Annotated in this window: 23 protein-coding genes and 1 riboswitch; of the genes, 5 read left to right on the forward strand and 18 right to left on the reverse strand. The window is 45.8% G+C overall.

Going from position 1 to position 23819, the window contains the following annotated elements:
- Nucleotides 1–53: 53 nt before the first annotated feature.
- Complete coding sequence (gene cysB, locus IEY09_RS14145) at nt 54–1028, reverse strand: HTH-type transcriptional regulator CysB (protein ID WP_011622367.1); 975 nt, start codon at nt 1026–1028, stop codon at nt 54–56.
- 227 nt (nt 1029–1255) lie between these two features.
- On the opposite strand from cysB, the gene zomB reads away from it, so the two are divergent.
- A complete protein-coding gene (zomB, locus tag IEY09_RS14150) occupies nt 1256–2035 on the forward strand; it encodes a flagellar motor control protein ZomB (RefSeq protein WP_037419518.1) in 780 nt (259 codons plus the stop codon).
- 145 nt (nt 2036–2180) lie between these two features.
- Here the strand turns inward: zomB and topA are convergent, their stop codons facing one another.
- Nucleotides 2181–4817, reverse strand: coding sequence for a type I DNA topoisomerase (gene topA / locus IEY09_RS14155; RefSeq protein WP_069455457.1), 2637 nt, complete (start codon nt 4815–4817; stop codon nt 2181–2183).
- A gap of 332 nt (nt 4818–5149) precedes the next feature.
- On the opposite strand from topA, the gene astB reads away from it, so the two are divergent.
- The gene (gene astB / locus IEY09_RS14160) at nt 5150–6484 is read left to right on the forward strand and encodes an N-succinylarginine dihydrolase (RefSeq protein WP_188871547.1); all 1335 of its coding nucleotides are present in this window, start codon (nt 5150–5152) and stop codon (nt 6482–6484) included.
- Between the two features lie 83 nt (nt 6485–6567).
- Here astB and IEY09_RS14165 read toward each other — a convergent pair whose 3' ends face one another.
- The 8 genes from IEY09_RS14165 to IEY09_RS14200 form a co-directional block, all read right to left on the reverse strand.
- On the reverse strand, nt 6568–7065 hold the full coding sequence (locus IEY09_RS14165; protein ID WP_047538930.1) for a GNAT family N-acetyltransferase: 498 nt from the start codon (nt 7063–7065) through the stop codon (nt 6568–6570).
- A 34-nt stretch (nt 7066–7099) separates the two neighbouring features.
- Nucleotides 7100–7648, reverse strand: a complete 549-nt coding sequence (locus IEY09_RS14170) for an NAD(P)H nitroreductase (RefSeq protein WP_144345663.1) — start codon at nt 7646–7648, stop codon at nt 7100–7102.
- A gap of 129 nt (nt 7649–7777) precedes the next feature.
- Entirely contained in the window at nt 7778–8371 is a 594-nt protein-coding gene (locus tag IEY09_RS14175) for an HvfX family Cu-binding RiPP maturation protein (protein ID WP_188871549.1), read from the reverse strand.
- Between the two features lie 51 nt (nt 8372–8422).
- Entirely contained in the window at nt 8423–9295 is an 873-nt protein-coding gene (locus IEY09_RS14180; protein ID WP_188871551.1) for a DUF6279 family lipoprotein, read from the reverse strand.
- Between the two features lie 178 nt (nt 9296–9473).
- On the reverse strand, nt 9474–10613 hold the full coding sequence (locus IEY09_RS14185) for a phosphotransferase (RefSeq protein ID WP_188871553.1): 1140 nt from the start codon (nt 10611–10613) through the stop codon (nt 9474–9476).
- Nucleotides 10614–10687: 74 nt separating this feature from the next.
- Nucleotides 10688–11353 (reverse strand): nicotinamide riboside transporter PnuC, encoded by a 666-nt coding sequence (gene pnuC, locus IEY09_RS14190; protein ID WP_011072658.1) that lies wholly within the window; start codon nt 11351–11353, stop codon nt 10688–10690.
- A gap of 116 nt (nt 11354–11469) precedes the next feature.
- On the reverse strand, nt 11470–11730 hold the full coding sequence (locus IEY09_RS14195) for a hypothetical protein (RefSeq protein WP_037427460.1): 261 nt from the start codon (nt 11728–11730) through the stop codon (nt 11470–11472).
- Nucleotides 11731–11832: 102 nt separating this feature from the next.
- Complete coding sequence (locus tag IEY09_RS14200) at nt 11833–14034, reverse strand: TonB-dependent receptor (protein WP_188871555.1); 2202 nt, start codon at nt 14032–14034, stop codon at nt 11833–11835.
- 53 nt (nt 14035–14087) lie between these two features.
- Nucleotides 14088–14197, reverse strand: a riboswitch (TPP riboswitch).
- Between the two features lie 223 nt (nt 14198–14420).
- Here IEY09_RS14200 and IEY09_RS14205 point away from each other — a divergent pair.
- Nucleotides 14421–15101: a Crp/Fnr family transcriptional regulator gene (locus IEY09_RS14205; RefSeq protein ID WP_188871557.1), complete on the forward strand. Its 681-nt coding sequence runs from the start codon at nt 14421–14423 to the stop codon at nt 15099–15101.
- Between the two features lie 76 nt (nt 15102–15177).
- Here IEY09_RS14205 and tsgA read toward each other — a convergent pair whose 3' ends face one another.
- The 6 genes from tsgA to hinT all read right to left on the reverse strand — a co-directional run bounded on the left by tsgA (nt 15178) and on the right by hinT (nt 19211).
- On the reverse strand, nt 15178–16332 hold the full coding sequence (tsgA, locus tag IEY09_RS14210; protein ID WP_188871559.1) for an MFS transporter TsgA: 1155 nt from the start codon (nt 16330–16332) through the stop codon (nt 15178–15180).
- Between the two features lie 50 nt (nt 16333–16382).
- A complete protein-coding gene (deoD, locus tag IEY09_RS14215; protein WP_037427467.1) occupies nt 16383–17087 on the reverse strand; it encodes a purine-nucleoside phosphorylase in 705 nt (234 codons plus the stop codon).
- Between the two features lie 269 nt (nt 17088–17356).
- Nucleotides 17357–17749, reverse strand: a complete 393-nt coding sequence (locus IEY09_RS14220; RefSeq protein ID WP_037419484.1) for a YcfL family putative periplasmic lipoprotein — start codon at nt 17747–17749, stop codon at nt 17357–17359.
- Nucleotides 17750–17879: 130 nt separating this feature from the next.
- On the reverse strand, nt 17880–18344 hold the full coding sequence (locus tag IEY09_RS14225) for a PaaI family thioesterase (protein ID WP_133178148.1): 465 nt from the start codon (nt 18342–18344) through the stop codon (nt 17880–17882).
- Nucleotides 18331–18858 (reverse strand): PaaI family thioesterase, encoded by a 528-nt coding sequence (locus IEY09_RS14230; RefSeq protein WP_099458255.1) that lies wholly within the window; start codon nt 18856–18858, stop codon nt 18331–18333. Before IEY09_RS14230 ends, IEY09_RS14225 begins: the two co-directional genes overlap by 14 nt.
- Nucleotides 18855–19211 carry a purine nucleoside phosphoramidase gene (gene hinT / locus IEY09_RS14235; RefSeq protein WP_011623075.1) on the reverse strand — a complete coding sequence of 119 codons (357 nt, stop codon included), beginning with the start codon at nt 19209–19211 and terminating at the stop codon, nt 18855–18857. The genes IEY09_RS14230 and hinT overlap by 4 nt, the downstream gene beginning before the upstream one ends.
- Before the next feature lie 145 nt (nt 19212–19356).
- Here hinT and IEY09_RS14240 point away from each other — a divergent pair, with 145 nt between their 5' ends.
- Complete coding sequence (locus tag IEY09_RS14240) at nt 19357–21123, forward strand: M61 family metallopeptidase (protein ID WP_188871561.1); 1767 nt, start codon at nt 19357–19359, stop codon at nt 21121–21123.
- Between the two features lie 171 nt (nt 21124–21294).
- On the opposite strand, the gene IEY09_RS14245 is transcribed toward IEY09_RS14240, so the two are convergent.
- Nucleotides 21295–21930 carry a LuxR C-terminal-related transcriptional regulator gene (locus IEY09_RS14245; protein WP_011717426.1) on the reverse strand — a complete coding sequence of 212 codons (636 nt, stop codon included), beginning with the start codon at nt 21928–21930 and terminating at the stop codon, nt 21295–21297.
- A gap of 296 nt (nt 21931–22226) precedes the next feature.
- On the opposite strand from IEY09_RS14245, the gene IEY09_RS14250 reads away from it, so the two are divergent.
- Nucleotides 22227–22973 carry a cytochrome b/b6 domain-containing protein gene (locus IEY09_RS14250; protein ID WP_037427475.1) on the forward strand — a complete coding sequence of 249 codons (747 nt, stop codon included), beginning with the start codon at nt 22227–22229 and terminating at the stop codon, nt 22971–22973.
- A gap of 70 nt (nt 22974–23043) precedes the next feature.
- Here IEY09_RS14250 and cctA read toward each other — a convergent pair whose 3' ends face one another.
- Nucleotides 23044–23394: a tetraheme c-type cytochrome CctA gene (gene cctA, locus IEY09_RS14255; protein WP_037419470.1), complete on the reverse strand. Its 351-nt coding sequence runs from the start codon at nt 23392–23394 to the stop codon at nt 23044–23046.
- Nucleotides 23395–23819: the final 425 nt, after the last annotated feature.

A 23819-nucleotide genomic window follows, 5' to 3' on the forward strand; every position in this document is an offset into this window, starting at 1 on the left:
AATGCCGCAATTGATGCGGCATTTTTATTAATTTCACCAATAGCGTAGCTTAATCAACGCATAGGCAGATTTTTATCTGCAAACATCTCATCAATTAATTGCTGATCACGCAATGCGACGGCCTTTTCAACCACATCACGAGTTAAATGTGGCGCAAAGTGTTGAATAAAATCATACATATAACTTCGTAAGAAACTACCCTTCCTGAAACCAATTTTAGTGGTGCTATGGGCAAATAAATGGCCAGCATCGATGGCAACTAAATCTTTATCAATATTTGGATCAATCGCCATAGAGGCAATCACTCCGACACCTAAGCCTAAGCGCACATAGGTTTTCAGCACATCAGCGCTGGTAGCACTAAAGACAACCCGCGGCTCAAGGTTTGCACGATTAAACGCTTTCTCAATTTCCGATGCCCGATCAAATCCAAACACATAAGTCACTAATGGAAAACGGGCTAAATCTTCAATACTAATATGAGTTCGTGTCGCCAAGGGATGATCTTTTGGCACAACGACGGAGCGATTCCAGTGATAACAAGGCAACATAATCAAATCGGAATACAAATGCATCGCTTCGGTCGCAATCGCAAAATCAGCATCACCTCGGGCAGCCTGCTCACTGATCTGCGATGGCGTCCCCTGATGCATATGTAGGTTAACTTTGGGATAACGGTCGATAAACTGGCGAATGATATGGGGTAAAGCATAGCGAGCTTGGGTATCCGTTGTCGCAATATTCAATTCACCTTGATCCGGTTTTGTATATTCCTCAGATACTTTTTTAATACTTTCAACTTTACCTAAGATGTCATTGGCGATATTAATCACCTGCTGTCCCGCTGGCGTCACATGGGTCAAATGTTTACCACTGCGACCAAATATTTGAATACCTAATTCATCTTCCAACATGCGAACTTGCTTACTGATCCCAGGCTGTGATGTGTATAAATTTTCAGCTGTGGCCGATACGTTAAGGTTATGCTTTACGACCTCAGCAATATACCTGAGCTGTTGCAGTTTCATCTTATGTCCTTGTCTCAAACAGGCTGAAATGGATTGGTTAAAATAGCACCACTCAGTATCAGCTATAATCAATCGTTATAGTATATAGTAAAAATTAAAGCAAATAGGAATATAGAGCACAAGTCTTATGTTTCAAACGACAGAAATGATAACCTAGGCTAAGATAACTATGCTAGTTTATTGATTTATTGTAGCATTAGCTCAATTGGATAAATAATGGAACAGCTATGACATTCACCTTGGTTCTGATCCTCATCGGTGCACTATTACTGCTTGTTATCGGAATTAACGTAATACAACAACAAAAAGAACGTGCAGAGGCTGAACGTAGGATTGAATTTGCCCGCCAACGTGCGATTCTTGATGAAACAGAAACCGTATTATCCAATACAGGGATGATACCTTGTAGTACACATATAATGTTAGTGCTCTATCGCCGTGTTCAAGATGCTTTGGAAATGGCAACATCACTGAGCACAAGCCAACAACAAGCTGATTTTCAACGTCGACTTGCCGATATCAAAAATCAAATTGATTCATTACAAGCTAACCCACCTCAAGTCCCGCCGATTGAGAATTTTAGATTGCCTGATAACGACAAACAAACTTTGGTGTTAGTACAAACGTTAAAGAAACTAAAAGCCATTTTGCGTGCAGAGCATAACAAAGGGAGAGTCGACCCAGCGGTGTTTGGTCAGGAAGAAAATCGTATTGATAGTTTACAGCTCAGAATTAACGTTGACTCTATGTTGTCACGTGCTCGCGCCGCAAGTTTTATGAAGCAATACGGATCTTCAAAGCAAATGGTGACTAAAGCATTAGCCACTTTGCATGCGATTAAAGCGCAGACGCCAAACGATCCCTTCATCGCCCGTAAAGTCGATGAAGCCAAAATGCTATTAGATGAAATTATGGGCGCACAAAAACTCACTGCACCCAGTGCACCTAAACCCAAGAATGAAGAAGACGATATCGATATGCTGTTTCAACCGAAAAAGAAATGGTGATCAATCTTTAAAACACAAAAGCCAAGTCAGTGACTTGGCTTTTTTATTGGTTGAAATCTAACTTAAGCAGTAACACCAACCTAGAGCATATTCACAAAGCGTTCATCCTCAATGACGATTTGTGAACATGCCCATAAGCACATGTTTATTTCTTCGCTTTCTTCGCTGATGATTCACTTACCCATTTACCATTAACATAATGGGCGGACCATCCAGTGGCTTTACCGTCGACTTCAGTCGCCACATATTGCTCTTTGGTTTTACGGCTAAACTTCACCGCCGCCTTATTGCCGTCATCATCAGCGATAGGTGCATCTGCAAGATACTGATACTTAGGCCATAAGAGTTCACGGTATTTCACTAATTCTTCAACCAGTGGCGCACGGGTTTCCCTCGATTTAGGGAAGGTACTGGCCGCTAAGAATATCCCTGCCGCCCCGTCACGCAGCACAAAGTGCGCATCCGACTTACTGCATTTCAGCTCTGGTAAGTAAATAGGATCTTCTTTTGGTGGCGCCGCTTCACCGTTTTTCAGTAATTTACGGGTATTCTTGCATTCCGCATTCGTACAACCGAAGTACTTACCAAAACGACCGTTTTTCAGTTCCATATCATGACCGCAGCGGTCACATTCGATTAATGGGCCTTCGTAACCTTTAATCTTAAATTGCCCTTCTTCGACTTCATACCCCTCACAAACAGGGTTATTACCACAAACATGCAGTTTGCGTTTTTCGTCGATAAGATAACTGTCCATCGCCGTGCCGCAAATACCACAGCGGTGCTTGGCACGCAATGCATCGGTTTCGGCATCTTCACTATCGCTGATCGCTTCAATGCCTGGCGTTAAGTTCATGGTGGTTTTGCAGCGCTCTTTTGGTGGCAACTCGTAACCAGAACAACCGAGGAATACCCCTGTTGTGCCTGTACGGATCCCCATTGGACGACCGCAAGTAGGGCACTTAATATTGGTCATCACCATTTGATTGAGGCGCATACCGCCCTCTTCCGGTGCTAATTCTGCTTTCTCTAATTGTTTAGTGAAGTCAGCATAGAAACCATCGAGCACTTTTTTCCAATCCAACTCACCCTTAGCAACATCGTCGAGGGTCTGTTCCATACTGGCGGTAAAGTCATAGCTCATCAACTCGGCAAAACTATTGACTAAGCGTTCACTGACTATTTCGCCCATTTTTTCAGCGTAGAAGCGGCGGTTTTCCACTTTCACGTAGCCACGTTCTTGAATCGTCGAAATAATGGTGGCGTAGGTTGACGGACGGCCAATACCGCGCTTCTCTAACTCTTTAACCAATGACGCTTCACTGTATCGCGCTGGAGGCTTAGTAAAATGTTGTTTAGGCTCGAGTTCAACGAGAGATAATACATCCCCTTCGTTCACTGCCGGTAGCGTATTGTCTTCTTCGTTTTTCTTCTTGATTGCAGTTTGAACACGGGTCCAACCGTCAAAGCGCAGGATGCGTCCTGTTGCTTTAAGTTCGTAGTCGCCTGCTTTCACCGTGAGTTTAGTCGCATCGTATTGGGCAGGTGTCATCTGGCAGGAGACAAACTGACGCCAAATTAACTCGTAAAGGCGCTGCGCATCACGTTCCATATCAGTTAAGGCCGCAGCTTCAACATTGACATTTGAAGGACGAATCGCTTCGTGCGCTTCTTGTGCGCCTTCCTTAGAACCGTAGCGGATAGGCTCGGCAGGTAAATACTTGGCGCCGTATTCCTTGCTGATCATCTCACGTACGCTGTCTAAGGCCTCTTGGCTTAGGTTTGTCGAGTCGGTACGCATATACGTGATGTGACCCGCTTCGTACAAGCGCTGCGCCATCATCATGGTTTTCTTCACCCCAAAGCCTAAACGAGTACTGGCCGCTTGTTGCAGGGTGGAGGTAATAAAGGGGGCGGAAGGTTTACTTTGAGTCGCTTTGTCTTCACGGGCAATCACTTTAAAGCTAGCCGAAGATAAGGCCTGCACCGCGGCTAACGCTTGTTGCTCGTTGGTTGGCTCAAAAGCTGAATCTAAATACTTAACCACTTCCATGCGCAGTGCTTCGCTGGCTGGCGTATTAAGCTCAGCATGCACATCCCAAAACTCTTCTGGCACAAAGGCTTTGATTTCGCTTTCACGTTCCACCACGAGACGCACTGCCACAGATTGTACCCGTCCTGCGGATAAACCACGGGCAACCTTCTTCCACAACAGTGGTGACACCATAAAGCCGACGACACGGTCTAAAAAGCGTCGTGCCTGTTGGGCATTAACCATATTGGTGTCGAGGGAAGAAGGCTTACTAAAGGCTTCTTGAATCGCAGATTTGGTGATCTCGTTAAACACCACGCGCTGATACCGTGAAGGATCGCCACCAATCACCTCTTGCAAATGCCAGGCGATGGCTTCCCCTTCACGGTCTAAGTCCGTTGCGAGATAAATTTGGTCAGCAGAATCGGCTAAGGCTTGCAGCTCTTTAACCACTTTCTCTTTACCCGGTAGAATTTGATATTTAGCCGCCCAGCCCTTTTCAGGGTTAACGCCCATACGCGATACCAGCGCTTGATGATCTTTCATCTTTTTGTATCGCGCCTTTTCTTCTGGCGACATCTTCTTTACTTCGGCGGCAGGTTTCACCTTATCGGTGCCGTCAGATATAGAAGATGTAGGCAGATCACGGATATGACCTACGCTCGATTTAACGATGAATTCTTTGCCAAGATATTTATTAATGGTCTTAGCTTTGGCCGGTGATTCGACAATAACTAGCGATTTACCCATAGTTTGATTTGCGCCAAAAAATCTCAAGAAGGTGGAAATTGGCTCCATATATAGAGGGTTGCATTGAGAGTTTCAAGCTAATCCCTCTTTTATATGTACCAGCGAGTCACTTTTTAATCAAAGTTGAAAAAATGTAAAAAAAATAATATTGCGTAATTAAAAACTAATATTTCATTATTTGCCAGCAAGCAAGAAATAGTTATGCATTTATCGCGAAAAAGTCGCTTTGAGCACAAAACCGTGCGCTTGTGCCCACAAAAACCTTCAGTATACTGGGTCGCTTCAGGGACCATTTGAATAAATAATAACCTTCCCTATCACAAGGATATGCAATGAAGCACTTTGAAGCGAATTTCGACGGACTCGTTGGGCCAACCCACAATTATGCCGGTTTGTCTTTTGGCAATGTGGCCTCACTCAACAACGCCGCTTTAGTCTCTAATCCTAAAGCCGCCGCTAAACAAGGTTTGCAAAAAGCCAAAGCACTCGCTGATTTAGGGATGATCCAAGGCATGTTAGCGCCACAAGAGCGCCCCGATCTTAACACGTTGCGCCGAATTGGTTTTTCTGGCAGCGATGCCCAAGTTTTACAACAAGCCGCTAAAACCGCGCCTGCACTACTTAATGCCTGTTGCAGTGCTTCAAGCATGTGGACGGCTAATGCGGCTACCGTGTCACCCAGTGCCGACACCCGTGATGGTAAACTGCATTTTACGCCCGCTAATCTGGTCGATAAGTTGCATCGCAGCATCGAGCCCATCACAACGGGGCGCATCTTAACAGCAACTTTCAATGATCCCCACTATTTTCATCACCATAATCATTTACCTGAGCATAATAGCTTCGGTGATGAGGGCGCAGCGAACCACACTCGCCTGTGTCAGGAATACGGCCATGCTGGGGTTGAACTCTTTGTTTATGGACAAGAGGCGACAAATCCTCATGCTCCTAAACCACTGAAATATCCGGCAAGACAAACCCTCGAGGCCTCGATGGCGATAGCAAGATTGCATCAACTCGAAGAGGATAACTGCGTTTTTATTCAACAAAATCCCGACGTGATTGATCAAGGCGTATTTCACAATGATGTGATTGCCGTGGGTAACCAAAATGTGCTTTTTTACCACGAGCAAGCATTTTTAAATACACAGGCAAAATTGGATGAAATAAAACGCAAACTCAATACCGAGTTATATTTTATCGAAGTTCCAACCGCCAAAGTGGCGATTAACGATGCGGTGAAAAGTTATCTATTTAATACCCAAATCATCACTCTCCCCTCAGGAGAGATGGCGATCATTGCCCCAACCGACTGCCAAGAAAACCCCGCTGTTTATGCTTATTTAAATGAGCTACTCACCTTAAATACGCCAATCAAACAAGTGCGGTATTTCGATGTGAAACAAAGCATGCAAAATGGCGGCGGCCCAGCCTGCTTACGTTTACGGGTTGCCATGAATGAGCGCGAAGTTGCCGCAGTAAATCAGCACACTTTACTTAACGATGCTTTATTTGCACGTTTAAACGCTTGGGTAGATAAGCACTATCGCGACCGTTTATCAACTCAGGATTTAGCCGATCCGCAATTAGTTATCGAATCACGCACCGCACTAGATGAGCTCACTCAAATCATGAAACTCGGGAGCGTATATCCATTCCAGCGATAGTGTTTCAGTAAAAAGTAACGTTAGTTAATCGCATAATGAGGCCCCCAATGTTGGGGCCTCATTTTTTGAGTGCTTCGAATTTATCAGGAAAATAATTCAACTGGGGGGTCATTAGGCGTTAGCTGCAACTCGGTTTCAAACGACATGCCCAATTTTTTCAACAGCGACTTAGAGGCCTGATTATGTGGGCTGACAATCGCGACAATCCGTTCAATCCCTAAGGTTTTACCGAATTCCAGTGATGCCCTAGCGGCTTCAAACGCATAGCCTTTGCCCCAATATTGAGGCAAAAAAGCATAACCTAAATCCACATCCTTCAGCGTGGGTCTTTTAATTAACCCGCAGATCCCAATCGGAAAACCATTTTCGGCCAGTACCACTGCAAATAACCCAAAACCATGCTCGCGATAGCTGATAGCAGGCCCATTAGCGATATAATCCTTGGCGTCCTGCAAGCTACGCACTCCTTTATCGCCAATATTGTCGATAAATCCTTGGGTGTTGAGTAGCACCAAAATAAATGACGCATCATCGGGCGTTAACTGCCGCAGCAGTAATCTTGGGGTTTGGGCAACTTGCATACTAAGGACTCCCATTCAGAGGGGATAAACTAGGTTATAGGTAACGGACGTACTGGCTGCCATCCTTTTGCGGTTTTTTCGGTGCGGCTACCGCTGGGGTGCCAACATATAAAAAGCCGACGATTTGATCCTCTGGCGCTAAACCTAACGCTGCATTCACATTGGCATCGAAGGCAAAATCTCCCGTGCGCCACACTGCGCCTAATCCTAAGGCGAATGCCGCTTGCTGCATTGCCATCGTAGCGCAGCCCGCTGCAATTTGCTGCTCGAGCACTGGCACTTTAGGATGTTGTTGGGTTTTCGCTACAACCGTAATCACCATGGGCGCACGCATCGGCATCCCTTTGGCTTTGTTGATAAAATCTTCATCTGCGCCGCTGGCTTTGGCGGCATTAACATAGATATCCGCTAAGGTGTCTAAACCCTTCCCCGTGGCAATAATAAATTCCCACGGCGCTAACGCGCCATGATCCGGCACTCGAATCGCCGCATCTAAAATGATTTTAAGCTCATGCTCATTGGGTGCTGGCGCGGTTAATCTTGGAGTAGATTGGCGGGTGAGTAAAAGTTCGATAGCGTCCAAGTGATTATCCCTGTTCTTATAAATGGGTGCGTATAAATTGGCTCAAGCATAGCAAATTGCGGCTAAAGAGGTACAAAAAATCCCACGTAAAAGTGGGATTGAAAGCGTTTACAGGCAACGTCGCTCGGCTTACTTTACGCCATAACGCTTAGCGATAACGTAATCAAGACTGGTATAACGCCCACCACCTAGGCTTAAGAGTGCCAGCAACATAATGAAATAGGTCACCGCAAACTCAATGCCATTATTCAATACAACCAAGTTACCTGAACTGGTTAACCAATCGTAATTGCCGTATTGCTGCAACAGGGATTTGGCCTTATCCAGCTTGTCACCCGCTTCGAGCACCCGCTCATTTGCCAGCCATGAACTGCCATCGGCAATTGCCAACCAACCATTAGGCCAATGCACGGTAAAAGCGGCCACCAGCATAGTGATCATCAGCGGGATAGAAATCAGTCGCGTGGCTAATCCGAGTAATAACAAAATCGCCCCAAAAAACTCAGTGCCCGCCGCCAGCGCGGCCATTAATGTCGGCATTGGTAGACCCAGCCCCCAGTCGGGATTCGCAAACCAAGCGACGGTGTCTTCAAAATGTGCGAGTTTGTTATACCCAGCCTGCATCAGTACAGGTGCAAGATAGAGCCTAAGGGCCAAGGGTGCGAGTCCATCAAACAGACGGCTAGCATTGAGTGATTTTTGATAAAATGAAACGAGGGACATGGGCTATATCTTCAACAAAATGACGTTGTTCAATAGACCTTGTCACCAGGATTAATCTTTCATAGTCTTAACAGCCTTTTCGATTCCCTCTTGATTTAATTCGCGAAGATCTTGAATAAGCTTGTTCAGCTTCTTATAAAAATGTTTCGACTGCTTAGGTGTCAAACTAGCATTAATGGCCAGCAATAACGCCCCAAAGGCCTCGGTGTTTTGCCTTAAAATAGCGCGGTGTTTTTCTGATTTAAGCTCGTCTGGCTGTGTCATCAGCAACGTCAAACGCTCGGTCAGCAGCGGAATATCGCTGCGCTGCCCAAGGGCAACCTCAAATTGGCGCAGCCATTCATGGCGGTAGTCGAGCCACATATCTAGGGTGGATAGCCGCTGTTGATTATATTGATGGATAAGGGCTTTTTGATCATCCGTTACGCTCCCCAGCCAGTCATCGAATTGCTCGATAAGATTCTCATCGGCCTCTTGTTGTAACTGCTCTGGAGTTTTACCGGCAAATTCCTTAATCAATTCCTGCTCGTCTTTTCGAGACTGGGTAAGAATTTGCTTTACCTGAGAATCCGTTAATGATGCGATGATCGGCAACATGTCAGGTAGCGCAAACTCAAATAACCTAAACCAATGCCGCTTGGCGAGTGTGACATGCTCAGCCCAAAGCGCAGGGGTTAAGGTATTGGTTTGAATGAGATGTTCAACTTCGGTTAACTGCGCCACATAGTGAGCAAGCTCTTCAGATTGATGCCAACGCACAAACTTTTCGATAAGCCGATCCATACTCTTTTGCTGAGTTTTATCTAAAGTGACATAGTCATCAAATTCCCAACCGATAGCCCAATCCAGAAAATGGTAACTAAACTTAGTCGAACACGCGGATACCCCAAACACCAATACCAACAGCAACAAGGTTTTTTTCATCAATTTGCGTCCTTTCTCTCTTTGTCATCCTACGACACCCAAGTTAACAAAAAGTTGCATCAATAACATAGCAGTAAACATCACGCAGTGTTTGACCTTAACTGTTTTGCTTAAGTGGTTTTACAGAGGATTATGGGTGCAAGCATCTTTGACTAAGTGTGGTAGCGTAAAGATGTGTTTAAGCGTCTTGGCTTACCAGCGGCCAAAAGCTATCAAACCAAGCAAGATACGCCTGCTGACGCTCTACATCGGTTTGCGCCGCCATCAGTAGCGCCCAGTAAAGCGCAAACACCCAATACATTTCAATTGCAGCTGGAATCGCCGTTATTGCTGTGGATGTGAGGCCTGGATGTTTTGCAAGATATTGCTGCACTAAAATATGCCGCTGTGCTGGCGTTAATCTGTGGGTCGCCAGCACAGCGGCCAGCTCACATAAAGGATGAGAGGCAGTCGCGTATTCAAAGTCGATACAATACAGCCGGTTATCCTTTAGCAGCAGATTATGGGGATTTAAGTCTCGATGGCAAAATTGCGCCGCCACCAAACAATCGGCTAACGTGTTTGTCCAACGATGAATTTGCGGTTGTAAGCCCAACAATGAGTCCAACCGCGTCTGCCAAGCGCTACCTTTATCGGTTTCAGCAAAGGCTAATAACTGCTGATGATATTGCTGCCACTGCTCTGTCACGCTGATGTGATAAGGCCCAGCGGATTGCAAGCGTAGCTGTTGCAATAATTGCTGCAATAGAGCATGTGCATAATTTGGGCACTGGAATTCAAGTAATGTCAGCGGTGTGAACTCTGCGGCGAAAGACTGAGGCGTGGGAGTCTCGTATAATGCGCACTCAAGATTTTCAGCATGCGCTTGCAGCCACCTTTGCACCCACAGTTCTCCATGGATGAATTCGGCCGCACTACACTGATATTCCAAGTCGCTCCAGTTAACCACGTGATAAAAATCAGCCCCGTCGCCGAGCATTTCCGGCGTCCGAGAAACGTTAACTCGACAGGCAATCTCCTGTGATTCGATAAATGCACTTACATAGTAACGATGATCGCAACTTGCCCATATCAGCTCAGGCGCAAGCTTTGCCTTAGCTAGATTACGCCAATAAAACAACTCCTGCTCTCGAGAACAAAACCGGTCGGCGGCATCGGCATTAAGACGTAATACGTATTGTGCCGCAGATGTTTGGATATGATAGTTATGATTACTTAATCCACCCGCCAACTCGTGGATATGCGTGATATGGCTTAGCCCTGCCTGGCGTAATATCGGAACCAGCCTTGCAAACACCTCAGCAGATAACGGCTGCATTAACGGCTTACCACTGATGTTGCAGTTAAGATCTTAGGTGTTGGCAGTTGATCCATATCAGTATTTGTCATCACTTAACCAAGTAACTTAGCGGCACGTTCGCCATTAAGATTGAGACGACTCTCGGCCAGTGCGGTGCGCCATAGGAAATAGCCCACAACAGCTAACCCCACATAAAGCACAAATAATAATGAGGTCAGCATAAGGCCTTTACTCAAGTAGAGGTAAATCGACACCAGATCGATAACGACCCAATACAGCCAGTTCTCCAACACTTTTTTGGCGACTAAATAGGTGGTCATCACCGCAAAACAGGTGGTCGCAGCATCGAGATAAGGAAAAGAAGCTTGAGTAAAGGTCGCCATACCATGACCAATACCAAGGGAGACTAGCGTCGTTGCAGCAATCAACTTTAAATGTGTTTTCAGCGGCCAAGTGGTCACCTTAACACCTTGATGTTTATCACCACCTTGAGTCCAGAGCCAATATCCATAAAGTGCCATGCCCATATAATAGATATTGAGCATCGACTCCATCAGCAATGCTACTTTCCAAAACAACACAGTGTAAATGGCCGTGCTGGTAAATGCCGCCGCCCAGCACCATACGCTTGCCTTCATAGCCAGTAGCAAATACGCCATGGCTAATACCACAGCAAGTGCTTCCCACGCGGTCATCACATGGACTTCCCCAAGGGCGGCATTAACACTATTGACTAGCGTTAACCATAAATCTGTCATTGCCTTACTCTCACGATAAATCGCATTCTAAAAACCTGTAGGCTTGAGCCGTAACTGAGTGAGCGAGCCTTAGCTTAACCACTGATATCGCGCAGTGGCTTAGCTCATTAAAGGCGTTACTCGCTGTGGGCTAAATTTAGCTCGCCACCAATAAACTTACACACAAACACGGCTTTGCCCCACTTCTCATGGGCGGCTTGCATTTCGGTGGCCAGCATCGCCATCACGTCCGAATAGTCGCCGCACACTTGGGTCGCCATCGCATTGGTAACACGTTGAATCGTTGGATAACTGTCTAAACGATGAATAAACCATTTAATTGGATCGAGGTAGTTTTCATTAAAGGGATACATGCTAATTTCGGCGGTCAGTTTCATCTTCAATCCTTATTTCAAATACTTATTATAAAAATAGCCGCACCGTGAAAAGGTATAGCATGAAGCCTCAAGTCTCTCTCCACAGCGCGGCTAGCTTGGGTACTACATAAACTTAACGTTCAGTGTTACCCCAATTTGGCGTGGGTCGCCGTAGCGGATATATTGTTTTTCCGCCCAGCCATTATCAGGCTCATTACCAAAATAGAAGCCACGAACGCCATATTCTTCATCAAATAGGTTGCGGCCCCATAAATATGCTGACCACGCACTTGCCTCATAACCTAAACGCGCATTCACAACAGTATATGGTTCGGAACGCGAATCGTTACTGTCTGAGTAGTAAAACTCGCTCTTACCACTCATATTCAAGTTGGCAAACCAACCCGAGTTCGCACGATAGGTGCCGCCTAGGCTATAGGTTAAGTGCGGTGAATGGGCCAGATCGCGCCCCGTTAAATCTACATCAGTACCGTATTTATCTTGATATTGGTAATTACCGTAAGCAGTCTGTAACCAACCAAGGCTTGAGTAAAACTGGAGATTATCCGTGGCATACCAAGTTGCATCCAGCTCGGCACCGTAGTTGTTTGAGCTACCCGCATTTTCAGTGTAGAGAATAAACCGTTGTGGCTTATTAGGATCTTGCTGGGAAGCCGCCACTTGCTGATCCTGTCTATCCATATAGAACAGTGCCAGATTAGTATCGATAAGCCCTTCAAACCAATGGGATTTTAAACCTATTTCGTAGTTGTATAAGGTTTCGGTATCAAACTCTTTTTTATCATTGAGTTCGACTGGCAAAGTCATGTTGAAACCGCCCGCCTTGTAACCTCGCGCCACACGGGCGTAGACATTGTGGGACTCATTGAGCACTTTACTCAGCGCAATATGGCCGCCCCACATGGTTTCACTCGGGTCAAAATTATCATTATTGGTGTCTGAATAATGGCTATTGCGACGCTCAACACGCAGCCCCATAGACAAGGCATAATCGGCGCCTAAATCCGTATCCAGCTGACCAAATACGGCGTAATTGGTTGCTTCATATTCGGAATCTAACACCTCATCAGGCCAAGTATTATATTCAGAATACAGTTGGTTATCTTCTTTAAGGTTCATCGCATAAACCCCAAGTAACCAGTCGGTTGAGCCAGCAAAAATACGGCCTTGGTCGGTCGAGCTTAAACGGAACTCTTGGGATAAGGTTTTACGCTGACCGGTTTTGTCCCAGAAGTAATCGTACTGACAAGGCGATACATTACCGCCCTCTTCACATTGTTTAGATGCCCAATACTCAGAATTGGCCCAATCACCATCGTAACTATAATGATGATCGGTATTGGCAAATGAGGTCAGCGAGGTCAACTCAAACTGCTCTGCCCCCGAATATGTCGCTTTAAAACCTGCGCCGGTGGTGCGCTGGCTATCGACACCCGGTTGATCAGATAGGGTGTTTGTCGGATCGTTGGTCAAACTCCAGACATCATAACCGTTATCAAAATCGGCATGCAGCAGGGTTAAATCGAGTTGCAGATCATCGGTGGCATACCAGCGCAATTTAGCGCGGCCAGTAAATTCATCGCGGCCATTGGTATCTTCTTTATTTAAATAGATATTGTCGCGATAACCGTTTTGCTGATGTTGCTGCAACGACACGCGGTACAACAATTTGCCTGAATCGGTTAACGGCCCTGAGCTAAAACCACTGAAGGTTTGTAGATCGTCATTACCTAAAGAAACCTCGGCGCCATGTTCAAACACATCGGTTGGGTCATTACTCTTAAGGTAAATTAAGCCCGCTAACGCATTGGCGCCATAACGGGTCCCCTGCGGGCCGCGTAACACTTCGACCTGTTGCAGATCGTACATGCTCGACACCATGCCGATACCGGATAAATCAATATCATCAACAATATAACCAACGGATGAGTTAGGTGCGCCTTGATATTGCTCCTGCTCACCCACGCCACGGATCTGAAAATACTTGGGGCGAGAACTACCACCTGACCAGTTAAAGTTGGCGATGGAGTTCATCACATCTTCAAAGTGCTGGGCGCTTTCATCTTGAATTTGCTGGGCATCGATAACGGTAATGCTTGATGGCATTTTTTCTAAACTGGCACTGCGAAAATCCGCCGTAACCACCATGATTTCCATATCATTATTGGGATCAGGTTTGTCGATAGCATCGGTTTGCGCCCATGCCGACGCACTTAACGCCGCAGAGACGGCCAGCGCTAATGGTGCACGAGTTAACGATATCGTGAAGACTGAAGATTGGTTGTTAGACTTTTTGTTAGACATAGGACCTCAAATACATGTTTGAGATCCGGCAACGAATAAGCGATTCAGAAGTGTGCTGTTGATTGGCCCATTCCTACGCCGGTATTAGCCGGATCAGGTTCTAAGGGTTCGTCTGATGACATCTCAGTCTGCCGAATGTTGGCAAACACCCCTTGGCGGCGCTTAGTATACATGACGAAAATAATAAAGTAGACACACTTGTGCCGGCGATATCCTTAAATATCACTAAAACCTTGTCTTTCTACACAATGTTAAAAATCTTATGCCAAACGCCCGCAATCCCAATGCCTAAAATCGCCAGTCAACTCCTTTGGCCCATTTGACCGTTTATCACGATAATGTTATAGAAGGCCGCCATTTTACATAGGATAAGAGGATCATACTCAATGCAGCTAAAACCGTTAGCCAAAGGACGTTATAGCCAGCGATGGGAGCAAGACTATCCCCTTATTGAAGCGGTGATACTCAGCTGTATCAGCGAAGTTAAAATGCTTAAAAAAGGCGCCCATCTAATGACACAAGGTGAAGCCATGACCTCACTGGTGTTGGTAAAACAAGGGCGCGTGTCGCTTGGCCATACCGCCAGAAATGGTCGATGTTTTCAATTGGGGACTATCGATTGTGATTCGCAACTCTTTGGTGAAATGGAGTTTTTTACTCAGTATCACTGCCAGTTGGATATTATTGCTAATGAAGCCTTAGAAATCATGGTCATTAGTGCCGAAAAACTGCAGTACTCCCTTGGGCAACATCCACAGCTAGCGTTATTTTTTGCCAGCGCCATTGCCATTGACTACCAAGACACCGTCGATATTTTTACCCGGCGCCTGCTGTATCCCATCAGCTATAACGTGGCATATGATATTTACCACGAATATTTAAATGATTTACCCGTTGATGGCTTTAGTAAGCGTTATTTAGAAGCGGAGCGATTTGGTACAACCGATCGCGTTTACCGACGGGCACTACAGTTGCTTGAAGAACGTGGCCTGATTGAACGCAATAAAGAAGGCATAAGGATTAAAGATCTCAATGCCCTTAAACAATTTGTTGAAGCTGCGATATAACCAAATTAAAAAAGCCCACTCTCGAGGTTATTCATTCGCAAGAGTGGGCCAAATCAATTAACGTCGCAAATGAACTTTAGGCCGCAGCAGGTTTCATTCGGCCTGAAACAATCAGCATGATAAATATCGCAACATAAAGTAGCGGGATAACATACATCACCGTTTGCAATCCAATAATACGTTCAAAGAATGAGCTAATGGCGGGACTAAACATCGCCCCCGTGCTGCCGCTGATCAGAATATAAGACACATTTTTACTGCTCGCCTTTTTAACAAAAGACACACCATAAGCAATAAATGCGTTGTAAAGAGCTGCGCACACAAAGCCATAACCATAGGTTAAATAACCGATCCAATTAAGCTTATCGGTCGTCACAATCATAAAGGTGATGACCATAGCCAGGCCGATAATTGTGACTAAAAAATGGTGGATTTTTACCCGAGTCACAATCAGCGTCGAAATTAACGCACCAATCAGTGCAGCTGACCAATATTGAGTAATAATATTGCCCGCATCTTCAAATGGAATATCAAATTTTTGCTTAACAAATAAAGGGGCCCAGGTTAAAAACGTATACAGCGCCAACATGCCTAAAAATAACCCAATGCCACCGCTAATAATGCCGAAATTCCATTCAGATTGTTGCTTATCTTCCGTATTCGATGATTGCTCACATAGCGAAAAATTAGTGAACAAAGTAATAATCACGGTTCCTAACGCGACTAAACCTACGGCTAAGTAACTGTAACTCCATGACAATGAACTTGTGAGTGCGTAAGTTGTAATTAAAGGGAAAATAACCCCTGCAATATTAAATGTGGCATCTTGCACGACGAGCATGGTGCTTTGTAATTTCTCTTGCCACACTGATACCACTATCGTACCCGCAATACATAGCCCCACACCGCCGCAAAAACCAATCAAGGTCATGGCTATCATCACCACTTGTAGCGAAGTGGTAAGATGTAACGCGACAGCACACAATGCCACTAGGCTGTAACTAATTAAGGTAATTCGCTTGATACCCAATTTTTCAATAAAGAAAAAAGCGGCAATAGTCCCCGCCAGTGCGCCGCCATTAAGCAAGGAGAATATTGAAGCAACGTCATTCACATTTGCTGCAAATTTATCCGCTATGGGTTCAATCAGCATCCCAAATTGAGTGGCAAAGCCCGCCATTATAAAATTAGCGAGAAAACTAATTGCGGTTAAGGTGATTTTATTATTCATTTTGTCATTCCATCAGTGAAATGCTAAGGGTACAAAGGATAGCGTTAACCCTAATTAAGCGCGGTTTCTAAGGCGAGCTCGATCATATTATTAAAGGATAATTGACGCTCTTGCGCCGTGGTTTCTTCACCGGTTAAACAGTGGTCAGATACCGTCAGAATCGCTAAGGATTCAATTCCCTGTTGGTGTGCCAAGCCATAAAGTCCTGCCACTTCCATATCAATACCTAACACCCCGAAACGCTCAAGCGCCGGGATCATATCTTCGTCGGGATCATAATAAAGATCGCCACTAAATACGTTGCCAACTTTCACGCTAATGCCTTTTTCATTGGCTTTGGTATAGGCTTTGTGCAGTAAGGAAAAGGTGGCTGAGGTCGCCATTTGGTAGCCACTGCTGCGTTTAGCATTCGTTGGGGAATCCGTACCAGCGGCTTGAGCTAAAATCACATCGCGCATTTCGACATGCTGTTGGGTCGCCCCTAAACTGCCGATACGAATAATACGTTTAACGCCGAAAAAATTAATCAACTCATGGCCATAGAGCACCATAGATGAAATACCCATACCATGTCCCATCACCGAAATGCGTTGCCCTTGGTAATAACCTGTGTAACCCAACATATTGCGAACGTTAGTCACTTCTACGGCATCGGTAAGATAGGTTTCTGCTATATATTTAGCCCGCAGCGGATCGCCGGGCATAATAACAGTTTCTGCAAAATCAGTAGGTTGCGCATTAATATGAGCCGTCATAGATCTATCCTCATGTGGTAATATGCAGATAGTAGTGCTCAACCGCGAAATATTTTTAGGACTAAAGTCCGGATCTTCTGTTGTAATCCCCCTTTTTTGTTAAAAGTGGATGATTTATCGCAACGTTTACACTTAGCATCATAAAACTTAATAACAAAATCTCATTTAACACATTGTATTTGATACAAATAAAAAGACTTACTCCCAAAAGAGTAAGTCTTTTTAAATATAGAGAACCCGGCACAGACTCTACTAAAACAAACACCAATCTAGTTTGAATGGGTCTCGCGCACATAAACGTCAAATTTTACCACTTGCGCATTTGGGGCCACGGCAGACACTTGTAGCTGTTGTTTACCGTGTAATTTCACCGATTTCCAACTGGTGGCTTCATCTTCGATGGTAAAGCCGCTGGCGTCGTACCAAGTGAACTTGTATTGCACTCGCATATCGCTTGAGGACTTGCTGACAATCAACGCCGAACCTTGGATAAGATCGCCAACACGGCGTGCCTCAACCCCTTCAACACTGATATCACGGGCAAAACTTTTGCTATCGACGCGGGTTTCTCCCAGTGAGTTCACCGAAATGCCCGCCGTATTAGTACAGGCACCGAGTGTCAGTGCTGCAGCCAAGATTAATCCACTGTAAATTGCTTTCATTTTGTTTTCCCTCACTCACAAAAACCTAGGTGCCGAACAACGGATGGGCAATGACACTACGCGACGCCAGCTGAACTTATGCTTAACATAGTCATCGGCAAAACGTGCTCATCCTGCCCCGCCCTCGCGATTAATCGATTAAAAAGTGCGCCCTTGCGGTTGCGATCAACTGCTTACGATTGGTTTGCCAACAATTGATATTCACGTTGGCGACCCGTCGCCCCTGACGGGTGATACGACATTCGGCAAAACTGTCCTTATGCAGGCCTGCTCGCAGGTAATCAATCGAGAAATCGACCACTTTTGGCACTTTTGCCGTTTGCATAAACACCATTAATTGCACTATGGCTGACATTTCCATAAAACCAGCAATTACCCCACCATGAATCGCGGGCAGGATGGGATTACCGATATTGTCATCCTTAGCGGGGAGTTTGAAAATCAGCTCGTCGCCAAAGCGCTCGACCTTCATGCCAATAAATTTAGCATAAGGCACATGTTCGAGCAGATGACCAAAGTCGTTCAACTCGGTAGCGCGTTTTACAATCCCCTGCACATCGAGAGTTTTCGGCTCGGTCGGCTTATTTGAGTTCATCTGTCTCTCCTAAAGACGGCACGGCTTCTCCCATCAAGGCTTGCCTAAAGGCATCGCCCACCATTTCAGGGCTGATACGCATAAAGGAGCCCACCGCATGGGCGATAGGATCATCAATGCTGTCCTGATAGGCGATGGCGCGGGTAAAGGCGATATTGGATGACAATTTATAGCACTCGGCAAAGCCATAAACCGATTTATGGGGCTGCGCGGGCTTCATATAATCGACGCGTAAGTCGAGGGTGGGCGAAATCTCTAAGGATTGATATTTTTGAAAAATAGCACTCACCACCGCGCTGCCACAGGCGGTGTCCATCAGGGTGGTGATCACCCCGCCGTGGATAACGCCAGTATCGGGATAACCAATTAACTCAGTGCTGTAGGGCAACTCAATCAGTACATGGTGCTCACTGGCTTCGAGCACGGTTAACCCTAAGCGACGGCACTGGGCGAGCTGATCGACAAACCGCTGCGCCATTTGAGTCAGCGGAAAAAACTCAGGATTTACCTTCATTGACCTTGGCTCAACATAGGTCCCAGTGGCTCTCCGCCGACGAGATGAATGTGGATATGGTACACTTCCTGTCCGCCATGTTTATTGCAGTTCATGATCAAACGATAACCGTCTTTGGCAATCCCCGCCTCTGCTGCCAGTTTGGCTGCCACAGTCATCATCCGGCCGAGTGCTGGTTCATCCGAGGCTTTCATATCATTTGCGGTTGGGATCAAATGATTCGGCACAATCAGAATATGGGTTGGCGCCTTTGGCGAGATGTCTCTAAAAGCAGTCACCAGCTCGTCTTGATACAGAATGTCGGCGGGAATTTCGCGGCGGATAATTTTGCTGAAAATGGTTTCTTCGGCCATGGGGAGTCCTCCTTGGGTTAATTGGGATAGTATACTAGCAATTCAACACTTTGTGTCTCCAGATATTTTGCGTTTCATTTGCCTGTTGTGCGCATTTTTGGCAGCATGACACCCATTAAAACGCAGCGGTTTTACAGGATAAATTATGATCCACTATCACATCATGCCCGTCGATCCCAAGGCGCACTTGTTCGCCGTTACCATGACGGTACAAAAGCCTCACCCTAAGCAAGTTTTTAGCCTGCCCGCGTGGCTTCCCGGCAGTTATATGGTGCGGGATTTTGCTAAGAATATTATCGACCTTAAAGCCACTGGCGATAATGGTGAGACGCTCCACCTCACTCAACTGGATAAACAAACCTGGTCGGTCGAACATCAGTCCACCCAACTGGCCTTAACCTATCAAGTTTATGCTTGGGACCTGTCGGTACGCACCGCGCATCTGGATATGACCCACGGTTTCTTTAACGGCAGCAGTGTATTTTTAGCCGCTCATGGCTTTGAGGCAGGCTTACACACAGTGACGATGGTGGCGCCGACCGAGCCGAGCCTAAATGAATGGCGCCTTGCCACCAGCATGACACGCAAAAACGGTGATGAATTTGCCTTTGGTGAGTTTTGCGCGCAAAGCTATGACGAACTTATCGATCATCCAGTTGAGATGGGCCTATTCACCCACGCCAGTTTTGAAGCCTGCGGCGTAAGACACGATATCGTACTAAACGGTCGCCACCGCGCTCACATGCCTAGACTCTGCCAAGATTTAAAGGCGATTTGCGAGTATCAAATCAAGCTGTTTGGCACGCCAGCGCCCTTTGAGCGTTATCTGTTTATGACGACAGTACTCGACAATGGCTTTGGTGGTTTGGAACATCGAGCATCGACAGCACTCATGTGCTCGCGCAAGGATTTACCGCTGTCGATGGATGCGCCGATCAATAATGACTACCGCACCTATTTATCGCTCTGTAGCCATGAATATTTCCACAGCTGGAACGTCAAGCGCATCAAGCCTGAATGCTTCTTACCCTATCAACTCGGGGCGGAAACCTATACGCCGCAGCTGTGGGCCTATGAGGGCATCACCTCCTATTATGATGATTTCCTCACCTATCGCGCAGGCTTAGTCGATGAGCAAAGCTACTTAGATATGCTGAGCGAAACCTTTACCCGGGTATACCGCAGTCAAGGCCGCTTTAAACAAAGCATTAAGGACTCGAGCTTTAACGCTTGGACTAAGTTCTACAAACAGGATGAAAACGCCCAAAACGCCATTATCAGTTATTACACTAAGGGCGCACTGTTTGCCCTGTATCTGGATTTAACCCTCAGAAGCGAGACTCAAGGAAAATACAATCTCGACGATCTAATGACCATTCTGTGGCAGGAATATGCCCTGCAAAATCGCGGCACCACAGATGAAAGCCATCAAAGGATTGTTGAACGCTTATTGGGGCGTGATTGCCAAGATCTCTTCGCCTATTTAGACAATACCGACGATATCCCGCTGGCACCACTACTGGCCGAGTTTGGCGTTGAATTTACACTGAGAGCGAGCCAAGGCGCGCAGGATGTCGGCGGTGGCTCGGCCAAAGGGTATGAGATTGCCTTTGGCGCTAAGACGCAAGCCGCACCAATCGGCCTTAAAGTAACCACTGTCGCCCAAGGCAGCCCTGCGCACCTTGCGGGCTTAAGTGCCGGAGACATCTTAATTGCGGCGGATAATCTACAGGTAACAGCCCAATTTGAAGCGCAGCTTCAACAATACCCACTCGGACAACGCTTAAGCCTGCATTGGTTTAGACGCGATGAACTGATGACAGGAGAACTGATTATTGCAGAGGCGCCTAAGGATACGGTTGCCTTAAGTATCACAGATAAAGACAAACTGCAGGCTTGGTTAGGTCGTTGATCTTTAATCTATTAGCCTTTAATGCACTAATTTTTAATGCATTAGTTTTTAATGCAATAGTCCTTAACCCATAAAGCACAAAAGGGGCAATCGTATCGACGATTGCCCCTTTTTATTTGATTCTTAAGTTGTTCAATTGAATATTGGCTTCGCGGCCCCATCAACAACGCGTTACACCACCACATCGTGTAAGTAGGTTTGCGCCCATGCAATGGCTTGCCCACGGCTTGACACACCAATCTTACGGAACACACGGTACAAGTGAGTCTTAATGGTGCTCTCACTCACAAATAATTGATTCGCGATATCGAGGTTAGTGCTACCAGACAGCAGGGCTTGTAACACTTCGCGCTCACGGATGGTTAATGGCTCAGTGTCTTCGAACAATCCAAAGTCATCATTTACCCCATTCACCAATTGGATGGGGATCACTCTGTGTCCACGCAGGATGTTAGACAGGCCAAGGCTGATTTCAGTCAGTCCTGCATCCAGATAAAACACCCCTGCCGTAGTCGAGGCTTGCATTAAAAAACGGGCATCAACCTGTTTAGGGAATTGAATGTAGACGACTCGCACACTCGGGTGTTCACGGGCAAGCAAGCGTTGAAATTGATAGGCTTTTTGAAGATCGACGGTGGAAAGGTCAATCACCACCATAGAGGCTTGGTTATCTTTGATTTGATCGCACATTTCATCTGGACTGACTTGCGACAGCTTCACCAGAAACTCCTGCGGCCAGCGGCCTGCAAGCAATTCCATCAGAACTTGCGATCTTGACACTACAATCCAATGTAATATTTTGAACATCCTGCTCACTCCCTGTCTGGTTAACGATTATTTATTTTGAGAGGAGAAACATCTCTCAATACCACTTCAACATCCGTTCAATAGACTTCCAAGTCTATCGTGCACACGATATTAGCATTAGATAAAACAGATTCAAAAGACTTACGTAAAAAATATTTACCGTACGCAAATCAAAAACTTCTACAACTTTAGGACAAATCATTGTCAAGCAAAAGGCTTAATTTAAACTGAAAATAATGCGCTATTTTTAACAGAAAGGCGTAAGATCAAATCAATACAAAACATAAGGAAATACCATGTCCAGCCAGCAACCAAGCCCTATTGAAATACAATCCTACCCCGTCTGGGACAGACCTACGCGTCTGTTCCACTGGATTAATGTCATCCTCGTACTCTCCCTGCTTATCGTGGGCGGTATAATGATGTTTCGCAGCGACTTAGGTATAACCGAACTCTCCGGTAAAATCGGGCTTAAGACCCTGCACGTCATCATTGGCTATGGCTTTGCGATTAATTTACTGATCCGCTTAGTGTGGGGTTTTATGGGCAATAAATACGCCCGCTTTAGCCATATGTTCCCCAATGCCAATAGCAAGGCCGAGTTACAAACCTATAAAGCAGAACTTGCCGCGGGTAAAAATCCCCAGTATCTAGGCCACAATCCTAAGGGGAAATTCGCCGTACTCGCTATCATGCTCTTATTAGTCACAATTATGATTACTGGGCTGATCCGCGCCGGTACCGATATTTACTATCCACCCCTGGGAAGTGCAGTCCAACAGTACCTTGCGGCCACCAATGTTGATCCGAGTAGCCTACAACCCTACGATGCTACGGGCGTCGATACCGATAAAGCTAACGTGATAAAACCCATAAAAGGTCTTGTAGGAGAGGTACATGTGTATGCAGTGTATTTATTGATACTGTTGATCATGCTGCATGTTTTTGCCGTAATCTACACCGAAGTCAAACGCCAACCTGGCATTATCTCAGCCATGTTTTCAGGCAAAAAGCTTATTCAAGGACAACCGAAGGACGAATGAGGTCAACTCAATGAGCATAAAAAACGCCAGCATTTGCTGGCGTTTTATCAAGCTCAATCTGAAGTCAAACTTACTTCTTCAGAATAGATGCAGGAGTACGGCCATCGTCGTGACAGCTTTCACAGGTAGGTTTTTGACCTACGTTCATATCGTGTGGCGCATGGCAGTCAGCACAGACTAAATTACCATCGTGTGGCTTATGTACTGCGTCCATTTCAGAAAGCTTACCATGGCAGCTTTGGCATTGTTCAAACTCATAGGCACCATCAGCAGATGGCGTACCATCTTTATGACAGCTTTCACAACCACCAGATTCAGCGTGGAAGTCAGATAATTTTTGATCCGCGGCAAATGCGGTTGGCGACAGCGCTAGCGCTGCAAGACTTGCCCCGAAAAGCACACTTAATAGTTTTTTGCTCACAATTGTATCCTCCAATGGTGATTGACAGTGGAAATTCTTGTCAGGGGTGACTTCCATCTTGCAACCAATATAAATAGCACGACTCGATTTAACTTAGCTAAGGATTGAGTAATAAGCAACACAATCTTATGCAAAGTAACTTTATCAATATACTCAAGGGTAAAATGTGCGCTGCATCATGTAACCACATGCTTATATAAGAGTTTTACATTGTCACAACCTACCAATTACAACTAAAAGCCTCCCTAGCTTAATCATCAGCAAAAGAAAAGCCCTAATAAAAAAGGAGACCCTAGGTCTAATGCCGATCAGTTAAGACAGATCGCTTGACGATCTCGCTGAAAAGATCAAAATCCGATGACCTCATGTCATCGGATTTTTTATGCAACTCTCAGAAGCACTCGCCCGTACTCATATTACCCGCC

Source organism: Shewanella xiamenensis (genome assembly GCF_014647135.1).
Classification (GTDB): Bacteria; Pseudomonadota; Gammaproteobacteria; order Enterobacterales; family Shewanellaceae; genus Shewanella; species Shewanella xiamenensis.

Bases quoted from the DNA above. Each gene is read 5' to 3' on its own strand.
- cysB (WP_011622367.1), bottom strand. From the start codon at position 1,028: ATGAAACTGCAACAGCTCAGGTATATTGCTGAGGTCGTAAAGCATAAC.
- zomB (WP_037419518.1), top strand. From the start codon at position 1,256: ATGACATTCACCTTGGTTCTGATCCTCATCGGTGCACTATTACTGCTT.
- topA (WP_069455457.1), bottom strand. From the start codon at position 4,817: ATGGGTAAATCGCTAGTTATTGTCGAATCACCGGCCAAAGCTAAGACC.
- astB (WP_188871547.1), top strand. From the start codon at position 5,150: ATGAAGCACTTTGAAGCGAATTTCGACGGACTCGTTGGGCCAACCCAC.
- IEY09_RS14165 (WP_047538930.1), bottom strand. From the start codon at position 7,065: ATGCAAGTTGCCCAAACCCCAAGATTACTGCTGCGGCAGTTAACGCCC.
- IEY09_RS14175 (WP_188871549.1), bottom strand. From the start codon at position 8,371: ATGTCCCTCGTTTCATTTTATCAAAAATCACTCAATGCTAGCCGTCTG.
- IEY09_RS14180 (WP_188871551.1), bottom strand. From the start codon at position 9,295: ATGAAAAAAACCTTGTTGCTGTTGGTATTGGTGTTTGGGGTATCCGCG.
- IEY09_RS14185 (WP_188871553.1), bottom strand. From the start codon at position 10,613: ATGCAGCCGTTATCTGCTGAGGTGTTTGCAAGGCTGGTTCCGATATTA.
- pnuC (WP_011072658.1), bottom strand. From the start codon at position 11,353: ATGACAGATTTATGGTTAACGCTAGTCAATAGTGTTAATGCCGCCCTT.
- IEY09_RS14195 (WP_037427460.1), bottom strand. From the start codon at position 11,730: ATGAAACTGACCGCCGAAATTAGCATGTATCCCTTTAATGAAAACTAC.
- IEY09_RS14200 (WP_188871555.1), bottom strand. From the start codon at position 14,034: ATGTCTAACAAAAAGTCTAACAACCAATCTTCAGTCTTCACGATATCG.
- IEY09_RS14205 (WP_188871557.1), top strand. From the start codon at position 14,421: ATGCAGCTAAAACCGTTAGCCAAAGGACGTTATAGCCAGCGATGGGAG.
- tsgA (WP_188871559.1), bottom strand. From the start codon at position 16,332: ATGAATAATAAAATCACCTTAACCGCAATTAGTTTTCTCGCTAATTTT.
- deoD (WP_037427467.1), bottom strand. From the start codon at position 17,087: ATGACGGCTCATATTAATGCGCAACCTACTGATTTTGCAGAAACTGTT.
- IEY09_RS14220 (WP_037419484.1), bottom strand. From the start codon at position 17,749: ATGAAAGCAATTTACAGTGGATTAATCTTGGCTGCAGCACTGACACTC.
- IEY09_RS14225 (WP_133178148.1), bottom strand. From the start codon at position 18,344: ATGAACTCAAATAAGCCGACCGAGCCGAAAACTCTCGATGTGCAGGGG.
- IEY09_RS14230 (WP_099458255.1), bottom strand. From the start codon at position 18,858: ATGAAGGTAAATCCTGAGTTTTTTCCGCTGACTCAAATGGCGCAGCGG.
- hinT (WP_011623075.1), bottom strand. From the start codon at position 19,211: ATGGCCGAAGAAACCATTTTCAGCAAAATTATCCGCCGCGAAATTCCC.
- IEY09_RS14240 (WP_188871561.1), top strand. From the start codon at position 19,357: ATGATCCACTATCACATCATGCCCGTCGATCCCAAGGCGCACTTGTTC.
- IEY09_RS14245 (WP_011717426.1), bottom strand. From the start codon at position 21,930: ATGTTCAAAATATTACATTGGATTGTAGTGTCAAGATCGCAAGTTCTG.
- IEY09_RS14250 (WP_037427475.1), top strand. From the start codon at position 22,227: ATGTCCAGCCAGCAACCAAGCCCTATTGAAATACAATCCTACCCCGTC.